The organism is Haloferax sp. ATB1 (assembly GCF_000730175.1).
This window is the reverse complement of record NZ_JPES01000015.1, coordinates 62,240-70,903: the sequence shown is the minus strand read 5'-3', so window position 1 is coordinate 70,903 and position 8,664 is coordinate 62,240. Positions and strand designations below refer to the sequence as shown.

The 8,664-nt window shown below is 67.2% G+C and carries 7 protein-coding genes; 3 read left to right on the top strand and 4 right to left on the bottom strand.

The genetic code is table 11. From position 1 onward, the window contains the following. Both ATB1_RS02890 and pdxA read left to right on the top strand, forming a co-directional pair. The coding region (locus ATB1_RS02890; RefSeq protein ID WP_042662173.1) for a nucleotide-binding domain containing protein at positions 1-318 on the top strand (318 nt) is incomplete at its 5' end. Further along, a complete protein-coding gene (pdxA, locus tag ATB1_RS02885; RefSeq protein ID WP_042662172.1) occupies positions 305-1,306 on the top strand; it encodes a 4-hydroxythreonine-4-phosphate dehydrogenase PdxA in 1,002 nt (333 codons plus the stop codon). The genes ATB1_RS02890 and pdxA, both read left to right, overlap by 14 nt. Positions 1,307-1,354: 48 nt before the next feature. Here pdxA and ATB1_RS02880 read toward each other — a convergent pair whose 3' ends face one another. From ATB1_RS02880 to ATB1_RS02870, 3 genes are all read right to left on the bottom strand, one after another. Beyond that, complete coding sequence (locus ATB1_RS02880) at positions 1,355-2,452, bottom strand: Gfo/Idh/MocA family protein (protein WP_042662171.1); 1,098 nt, start codon at positions 2,450-2,452, stop codon at positions 1,355-1,357. 2 nt (positions 2,453-2,454) lie between these two features. After that, positions 2,455-3,630: an enolase C-terminal domain-like protein gene (locus ATB1_RS02875; RefSeq protein ID WP_042662170.1), complete on the bottom strand. Its 1,176-nt coding sequence runs from the start codon at positions 3,628-3,630 to the stop codon at positions 2,455-2,457. Between the two features lie 723 nt (positions 3,631-4,353). Next, a complete protein-coding gene (locus tag ATB1_RS02870) occupies positions 4,354-5,247 on the bottom strand; it encodes an NAD(P)-dependent oxidoreductase (RefSeq protein ID WP_042662169.1) in 894 nt (297 codons plus the stop codon). Between the two features lie 96 nt (positions 5,248-5,343). Here ATB1_RS02870 and ATB1_RS02865 point away from each other — a divergent pair, with 96 nt between their 5' ends. Further along, on the top strand, positions 5,344-7,029 hold the full coding sequence (locus ATB1_RS02865; RefSeq protein WP_042662168.1) for a TCP-1/cpn60 chaperonin family protein: 1,686 nt from the start codon (positions 5,344-5,346) through the stop codon (positions 7,027-7,029). A 55-nt stretch (positions 7,030-7,084) separates the two neighbouring features. On the opposite strand, the gene ATB1_RS02860 is transcribed toward ATB1_RS02865, so the two are convergent. After that, positions 7,085-8,641: a TCP-1/cpn60 chaperonin family protein gene (locus tag ATB1_RS02860; protein ID WP_042662167.1), complete on the bottom strand. Its 1,557-nt coding sequence runs from the start codon at positions 8,639-8,641 to the stop codon at positions 7,085-7,087. Between the last annotated feature and the right edge of the window lie 23 nt (positions 8,642-8,664).

Below are 8,664 nucleotides of genomic sequence, written 5' to 3'. Positions count from 1 at the left end.
ATCGATGGCGCGACGGTCCGCGCTCGGGTGGCCGAGACGCTGGGCTCGACCGTCGAACGGCTCTGGGCCGGGGGACCCCCGACGCCGGGGTCGATATTCGTGACCGGCGGCGCGGTGGCCGCCGACGCCTTCGAGTCGCTGGACGCGGACGGCGTGGTCCTCTCCGGGACGGCCATCGAAGAGGGGATTCCCCTCGGTCGCCTGTCGGGTGGGGTCGCCGACGGCGTCCCGGTCGTGACGAAGGCCGGCGCGTTCGGCACCCCCGGGGCAATACGTAAGTGCATCGCCCGTTTGGGTGGGGACGATGAGCACGAGTAACCCCTTAATCGCCGTGACGATGGGCGACCCCGCGGGTATCGGTCCGGAAGTCGCCGTCAAAGCGTTCCCGTCCGTGACGGAGTTCGCGCGCGTGGTCGTCGTCGGCGACCTCGGCGTGATGCGACGCGCGAGAGACGCCTGCGACGCGGAGTTCGACGTGCGCGCGGTCGACTCCGTCGAGTCCGTCGACGACGACCCGACCGCGCTGTCGGTCATCGATTGCGACAACGTCGACGACCTCGTCCACGGCGAACTCCGCGAGGAGTACGGTGCCGCGAGTCTCGCGTACGTCGAACGCGCCATCGACCTCGCGGTCGAAGGGGAGATAGACGCAATCGCCACGGCCCCCATCAACAAGCAGGCGACGCGGATGGCGGGAAGCGAACACGCGGGCCACACCGGACTCCTCGCCGCGCGGACCGGCACGGAGAACTACTCGATGATGCTCATCGAGGACGACCTGCGCGTGACCCACGTCAGCACGCACGTCCCGCTCCGCGAGGCGTGCGAGCTCGTGACGACGGAGAACGTCCTCGAAACCATCCGCGTGACCGACGACGCGCTCCGGAACCTCGGTATCGAGTCCCCCCGCGTCGCCGTCGCCGGATTGAACCCGCACGCCGGCGACGGCGGCCTCCTCGGCGACGAGGACGACGACGAAATCGCGCCCGCGGTCGAGCGTGCCGTCGCTGACGGCATCGACGCGACCGGACCGATATCACCGGACACCGTGTTCGTCCGCGCCGCCCGAGGCGAGTTCGACTGCGTCGTCTCGATGTATCACGACCAGGGTCACATCCCGTTGAAGATGCTCGGGTTCGACGCGGCGGGGGGCGTCAGCGGCGTCAACATGACTATCGGGTTGCCCATCGTCCGAACCAGCGTGGACCACGGAACCGCCTTCGACATCGCCGGCGAGGGAATCGCCAGCGAGACGAGCATGGTCGATGCGATTCGGGTTGCCGCCGACGTCGCCCGTCATCGCTGATGTCGACGGTGACCGCGGCGACCCCCGCCGAACCCGACTGGCCGACGCTCACCACGACGTGATTTCGACGTCGCGTAGAGGCCGTTCGAGGGGAACGCTCACCTGACCCCCCGTGAACTCGGAGACGTACAGCGCGACGATAATCTCCAGCGACCGCGTCGCCTCCTCGCCCGTCGACGGGTTCTCCGCGTCGCCGCGGAGCATCGCCTCGACGTGTCTCGCCGCGTTCGGGAACGCGTTGCGGTAATCTTCGTCCCAGGTCCACGCGCCGTCGATACCGGGGAGGTCGGTCTCGACGTGCTCTCCGTCTTCGAGCCGCCAGTACCGCCACTCCCCGTCGTCGTTGTTCATGTACAGTTTCCCCTCGGTGCCGACGAACTGGAGCGTCATCGACGAAATCTCGCGCGGGACGGTACAGTCGACGGTGACGAACGTCCCGTCGTCCGTGACGACGAACCCCCCACCGCCGGCGTCGTCGACGTCGGCCGCCGCGTCGAGCGACTCGACGGCCTCGTTCTCCCCGTTGATGTAGCCGGCGACCCGGTCGGCGCGGGCGTCGAGGAGGTAGACCAGCGTGTCGAGGAGGTGAGTGGAGTTTCGCATGAGCTCCATGCGGAACTGCGTCGCCACCGAGCGAACGTCGCCCAGAAGCTCTTCTTCGACGAGGAGGTCGCGGAGGCGACGCAGTTTGTCGGTGAACCGAAACGAGTGGTTCACGACGAGCTCGGTGTCCGTCTCGTCACAGGCGGCGACCATCTCCTCCGCGTCGGAGACGGCCGAGGCAATCGGTTTCTCGCACCAGACGACGTCCGGGTCGGCCGCCGAGTGTGCCACGTCGACGACGTGGTCGGCGTGGAGGTACGAGGGCGTACAGACGGAGACGACGTCGAGGTCTTCGTTCGCCAGCATCGCTTCGTGGCCGACGTACCGCCCCGCCTCGGGGACGTCCCACGCCTCGCCGAAGCGACCGAGCTTCGTCTCGTCGACGTCGGCCACCGCGACGAGTTCGATGTCCTCGGTCTCGTCGTACCCCCCGGCGTGACTCGCGCGCACTTTCGCTTTCCCGATCTGCGAGTCGTCGTGCATCCCGAGGATTCCCATTCCAGCGATGCCGCCGGTTCCGATGATTCCGGCCCTGTAGGTCATGACTACTCGTAGATGTGGACGCTGCCGGTCGCGTTCGCTTCGACGTACTCCCAGTCGTAGTCGACGCCGAGGCCCGGGCCGTCGGGGACGGGAACGGTCCCGCGTTCGTCGATGGTATCGAACATGTCCGAGTAGTCACCGCGGTAGACCGGGGGTTGGGTGTTGTTCGCGAGCGGGTGGACGAGCGCGAGTTCGTAGTAGTTCGCGTTCCGGGCGGCCGCCATGCAGTGTCTCTGTGCGGGGCCGGGGGCGTGGAACTCCACGTCGAGGCCGAAGCCCTCGGCGACGCGGACGATTTTCATCGCGCCGGTGATACCGCCGTCGTACTCGGGGTCCGCGCGGACGAAGTCGGTCGCCCCGCTGGCGACGAAGTCCGTGTGCGGTTCGAGCCCGCGGACGTGCTCGGTCTGGAGCAGCGGCGTGTCGATGAGTTCGCGGAGCTTCTGGTGGCCGTGCTGGGAGATGCCGCCGTCCCGATAGGGGTCTTCGAGCCAGAGGTAGTCGTACTCGTCGCACGCGCGACCGACTTTCAACGCGTCGGCGAACGTCGCCAGTTCGCACGCGGGGTCGACCATCAGGTCCATCTCGTCGCCGACGCGTTCGCCCACCGCCCGAACCGTCTCGACCTCTCGACGCACGTCTCGGGCGTCGTCGCCCCCGCCCCAGCCGTGAATCTTGAACCCGGGGAACCCGGCGTCACGACACTCCTCGGCGAAGTCGGCGTAGGCCTCGGGCGAGTCGAGACCGCCCGCCTCGTCGCCGTGATACGTCGACGCGTACGTGGGGAGTCGGGTCCGATACGTCCCGAGGAGTTCGTGAATCGGCGCGTCGTAGTACTTCCCGGCGAAGTCCCACAGCGCGATATCGACCGGGCCGATTCCCATCCGGTCGTACTTTCGGAGCGCCCGCTTGACCTCGCTCCAGTGTCGCTCTCGTTCGAGTGGGTTCTTCCCGACGAGGTAGTTCGCGAACGTGTTGATCTGCGCCGCGCCCGGAGAGTTCCCACCGATGTACTCGCCGGTGATTCCCTCGTCCGTGTGTATCTGGAGCGCGAACAGTTTTCGCTCGGTCGTCTCACCGGGGGCGTAGACGAGGTTGAACCCGTGGCCGTCCGTGCCGACGTCGTCGAGCGTGTAGCTGAACTCCGTCGACTCGATTTTCGTGATAGTCGGTGCCATACGTCGGCTCACACAGGGGCACCTAATAAATGCTCTCACGCCCCCGGCACTCGGTTTTCCCGAAACTCACGTCGCGTTCGCCCTTCGAGAGAAACCGCGTTCGAAGCCACGCGACCCCGGCGGGACGTCGACACCGGCAGTCCCACGATGAACACTCCTTCGAACGCGGGACGAGAATGCTCCCAGCGTCCGTCCTGTGATATTCGATTTCCGCCCCGCCGTTCACTATCGCCGCACGAAAACACGAATCGGCTCTGTGAGACGCCGATACGCACGTTCAGCGGTGTATCTCTATTACCATTACAAGCATAAGTTTGTAAATGAAATTTTGAATACATATACTGGGGCGGCGGTAGTTGACAATGAACGATTGTCATGTGTTACATCAGTTTATAATTATAGTTCATGCGGGCGGTCGGGCAAATTCATCGAATGTACACTTGTTCTCTAATCGTAATCTATGGGTTGACGCTCTCTCATGTGGGATGTTGTCAAGTCTCACGTTCATCATCGGTAAACGGAACCGAGCGGACGGACGCAGACGGACCTGTGAAGGCGACTCAGAATCGCCGTTCGAACGCGTCCACCCATCCGAGGGACACCCGACCGAGAGAGCGCGGTTTCGCCCGACCGCCGTGGTCGAATCCACGGTATCTGAACCGACCGACGGGCGCTGTTCGATACTGTCGCACGATTCCGCGGAACGCACTCGTTCGGTTCGGGCTACTCGATTCGGGCGGCCTCGCCGACCGTGTCTTCGAGGATTTTGATGACCGCAGAGTGGTCGTCGCGGCCGTACCCGGAGGTCTCCATCGCCTTGTACGCCTCGTGGACGACGGACGTCGCGGGCATCGGCGAGCCGTACTCCTCTCCGGCCGCCGTCGCGATTCTGAGGTCTTTGTACTGATACGAGGCGAAGAACCCCGGGTCGAAGTTCCCGCGGATGACCCGCGGCGCTCGCTCGCGGAGCGCCCAACAGCCGGCGGCACCGCCACTGATCGCGTCGACGACGGCTTCGAGGTCGGCACCCGCCCGTTGCGCCAACACGAGCGCCTCGGAAACCGCCTGTAGCGTACACCCGACGACGATTTGATTACACGCCTTGGTAATCTGTCCGGCGCCGGCGTCGCCGCAGTAGGTGACGGTCGACCCCATCGCGGCGAAGAGCGACGCGTGCGCGTCGAACGTCTCGCGCGAGCCGCCGACCATTATCGAGAGCGACCCGTCTCTGGCCCCCTCTTCGCCGCCGCTGACTGGTGCGTCGAGCATCGAGACGCCCCCCGCTTCGAGCTCCTCGGAGAGCCGTTCTGTGGCGACGGGCGAGATTGTGGACATGTCGATGAGCACGTCACCGCTGTCGAAGCCGTCGGCCAACCCGTCGTCGCCGTACACGACCTCCTCGACCGCCTCGGTGTCCGGAAGGACGGTGACGACGACATCCGCTTGGGATGCGACCGCGGACGGAGCCGACGCGGCCGTCGCCCCCAACTCGGCTAACGAGTCGACCGCCTCCCGCGAGCGGTTGTGAACGACGACGTCGAACCCCGCATCGAGGACGTTCTCCGCCATCGGTTTTCCCATGATTCCAACGCCGACGAACCCGATAGTTTGTGGCATGTGGTATCACGAATCTCTCCCCGTCCACTTAGCAGTTGAGGTGACAGCAATCGAACAGAACATAGATTTATATACTGTGGTACGCTCCGCCAAACTATGGCTCACGACACGAACGCGGAGACGGGCGATTGGCTCGCCCGTGACGAGGCGGCGCGAGCGTACGTCGTCGGTGCGACCCGTGCGGTCGAGTCTCTCCTCGCTTCGACCTACGGCCCCCGAGGGTCCACATCTCTCGTGCAGACGGTCGACGGGCAACAGGTGCCCGAGACCGTCGTGACGGCCGATGCGGGTCGACTCCTCGACGCGATAGAACGCGGTGACGGGTTCGTTCACCCGATTGCCGCGCTGTTCGTCGACGGCCTCGACTCCGTCCGACGCGGGCTCCACGACGGGACCACGACCGCCGCGCTCCTCGCCGCCGGACTCGTCGAGGAAGGTGCTCGACTCAGCGAGTCGGGCCTTCACGAGGGCACGTTGACGGTCGGATACGCGATGGCCGCGAACCGGGCGGGGAAGGTACTCGACGACCTCGCGCGCCCGATTACCGCCGCCGACCGCGACCGCCTTCGCGAGGTCGCCGACACGGCCATGACGACCGACCTCTCGCAGTCTCGTCGGGACGCGTACGCCGACGTCGTCTCGACGGCGGTCGCCGAGCTCGCGGGGTCGACGGAGGGGCAGTGGTTCGACACCGACGACGTCAGCGTGCGAACGCGCGCCGGCGACGGGGTAGCACTCGTCCGCGGCCACGTCATTCGACGACGACCGGGTGCCCACGAGACGAGCGAGAAGAGCCGGCTCTCGTTCGACTGGACACCGTCCGTCGAAGGTGTTCTGTCGGACGCCCGAATCGCCGTCCTCGAACGCGACATCGATGTCGAAGAGACGGCGACCAGTTTCGGAAGCGGCGAGGGCGCGGCCGTCTCGCTCGGCTCGGCAGGGGCGGTGACGGCCTACACCGCGGCGCGTACCAGCGCGATAGACGACGTGGCGGCGAGCGTCGCCAGCCTCGGTGTCGACGTGCTCGTCGTGCGCGCGGAGCTCGATGACGCGGTCAAGAACGCGCTCGAATCGCGGGGCGTCGCGGTCGTCGACCGCGCGCAGTACCCGAAATCGGACGTCCACCGCGTCGCCCGTGCGACGGGGGCGCAGGTCGTCGGCCACGTCTCCGACCTCGACGAGTCGAAGCTCGGCCGAGCGGGGCGCGTGACCGAGCGGCGAGTCGGAGACGAGAAGTGGACGACCATCGGGGAGTGCGAGGGACCGGTGTTCACCGTCGTCGTCGAGACGCCCACCGAACAGGGGCGGACGGCCCACGAACGACTCGTCGAAGACGCCGTCGAGACGACGGCGGTCGCGGCGATGGACGGACAGGTCCTTCCGGGTGCGGGCGCGGCACCGCTCGCGGTCGGTCGGGACCTTCGACGGTTCGCGAGCGGCGTACAGGGGAAAGAGCAACTCGCGATCGAGGCGTTCGCCGACGTGTGCGAATCGCTCGTGCAGACGCTCGCCCGTAACGCCGGCTACGACCCGCTCGAAGCTCTCGCCGCCGTTCGAACCGCGCACGCTGACGCCGCGACCGACCCGGCACCGGTCGGCTTCGATGCCGCGCGCGGCGAACCGGCGGACGCGTGGGAACTCGGCGTCGTCGAGCCGCGACGAGTCTTCTCGCAGGCGCTCGACAGCGCCGTTGCGACGTCGGAACAGCTCTCCACCATCGACGCCGTCGTCTCGCCCGGTATCGATTTAGACGAGCTCGACCCGCAGATAGAACACGACTAGCTCGAAGCGATTTTCGCGCTCCGCAGAACAGAGACAGTGACGACCGGGGAGCCGGTTACTGTACCGGCGGCGTCGGTTCGTCGTCAGCGAGGTCCGACGCGGAAAGCTGTCCGTCGATTCGGATGAGTTGGACCGCGAGGTCGGTCGCCGCACCGAGGATATCGCGCTGGAGACGACGCGGTTCGACGACCGGGTCCGCGTCGAGAACGTCCCGAATCTCGCCCGAGAGCGCGTCGACGCCCATCGAAGAACGGCCCTCCGTGTGGGCGACGCGCAGGCGGAGCACGCCCGTCCAGCCGTCGAGTCCCGCGCTCGCGGCCAACTGTCGCGGGATTGCCGTGAGCGCGCGAGCGAACCCCTCCATCGCGAGCTGTTCGCGGCTCGCGGTCCCCCGCGCAGCCTCCCGAACCGACCGTTCGAGGTCGATTTCCGTCGCCCCGCCGCCGGGGACGACCCGCTCGTCGGCGAGCGCGTGGAACGTCGCGCTGATGGCGCTCGTGGCACTGGCCTCGAACGCCGAGACCGACCGCGGGTCGGGTGCGCGACACAGGAGCGTGTACACCCGTTCGGCGGTCCCCTCGACGGTGACGAACTCTCGCCCGGCGAGTCGTTCGAACCCCACGTCGGCGGTTCCCATCGTCTCGGGCGTCGCGTCTTCGAGCGTGGGGACGACCTGCCCGCCGGTGTTTCGAACGAGCCGCCGCATGACGTCGTCGTCGACGCGCTCGATTGCGGTGATGCCCGCGTCTGCCACCCGCGTCTTCACGCGGTCGTTGATTGCGCCCTGCGTCGCGATGAACCGGCACCCGGCTTCGGCGGCGTCCGACAGCGTCCGCCGGAACTGGTCGCGCTCGTACGCACCGATGTCCGCTCGGTCTTCGAACGAATCCACGTCGAGTGAAATCGACCGCTCGGACGAGTCGGTCGCCCCGCCGAGTCGAGGGACGTCCACCGTCGACGAGAGGAGCGCGACGCCGGCGTCTCGTTGACGACGAGGCATCGCCTCCGAGACCAGCGGGGTCTCGATGACGACACCGTCGACGAGTTCGGTGTCGCCGACGCCGCCGATTCGCGCGACCACGTCGACGCTCGCCCGACCGCCGTCGACGGAATCGTCTGCCGACGCGTCGGTGACGGCGTTCGCGATGGCTTCGCTCACGTGTCGGCGGGTGGCCGGGTTCCGCGTCCCGGTGAGCGCGGTCTCCGCAACCCGCTCGGCACCGACGAGCGACAGTGGACGGGCACGCGCGTCGAGTCGGTCGATGGCGACGTCGAACGCGTCCCTGTACCCGCGCGCGACGACCGTGGGGTGAAGCCCCCGTTCGATGAGGTCGTCCGCCTGACTGAGCAGCGCGCCCGTCAACAGCACCATCCGAGTCGAGCCGTCCCCCCGCTCGTCGCGGAAGTCGGTCGCCGCGTCTCGGAGCAGGGTCGTCGCGGGGTCGTCGAGTTCGAGTCGTTCGAGGAGCAGGCTACTCGAAGCGGTCGTGGTCACGCGCCCGCCCGATTCGACGACGAGTTTGTTCGTCCCGAACGGCCCCAGCGTCGTCCCCACGAGGTCGCACACGCGGTCGACGTCGGCGAGGAGCGCGTGCCGTGCGTCGGAGTCCATAACCGTCCTGTCGATGGTCGCTC

Bases quoted from the DNA above. Each gene is read 5' to 3' on its own strand.
- pdxA (WP_042662172.1), top strand. From the start codon at position 305: ATGAGCACGAGTAACCCCTTAATCGCCGTGACGATGGGCGACCCCGCG.
- ATB1_RS02880 (WP_042662171.1), bottom strand. From the start codon at position 2,452: ATGACCTACAGGGCCGGAATCATCGGAACCGGCGGCATCGCTGGAATG.
- ATB1_RS02875 (WP_042662170.1), bottom strand. From the start codon at position 3,630: ATGGCACCGACTATCACGAAAATCGAGTCGACGGAGTTCAGCTACACG.
- ATB1_RS02870 (WP_042662169.1), bottom strand. From the start codon at position 5,247: ATGCCACAAACTATCGGGTTCGTCGGCGTTGGAATCATGGGAAAACCG.
- ATB1_RS02865 (WP_042662168.1), top strand. From the start codon at position 5,344: ATGGCTCACGACACGAACGCGGAGACGGGCGATTGGCTCGCCCGTGAC.
- ATB1_RS02860 (WP_042662167.1), bottom strand. From the start codon at position 8,641: ATGGACTCCGACGCACGGCACGCGCTCCTCGCCGACGTCGACCGCGTG.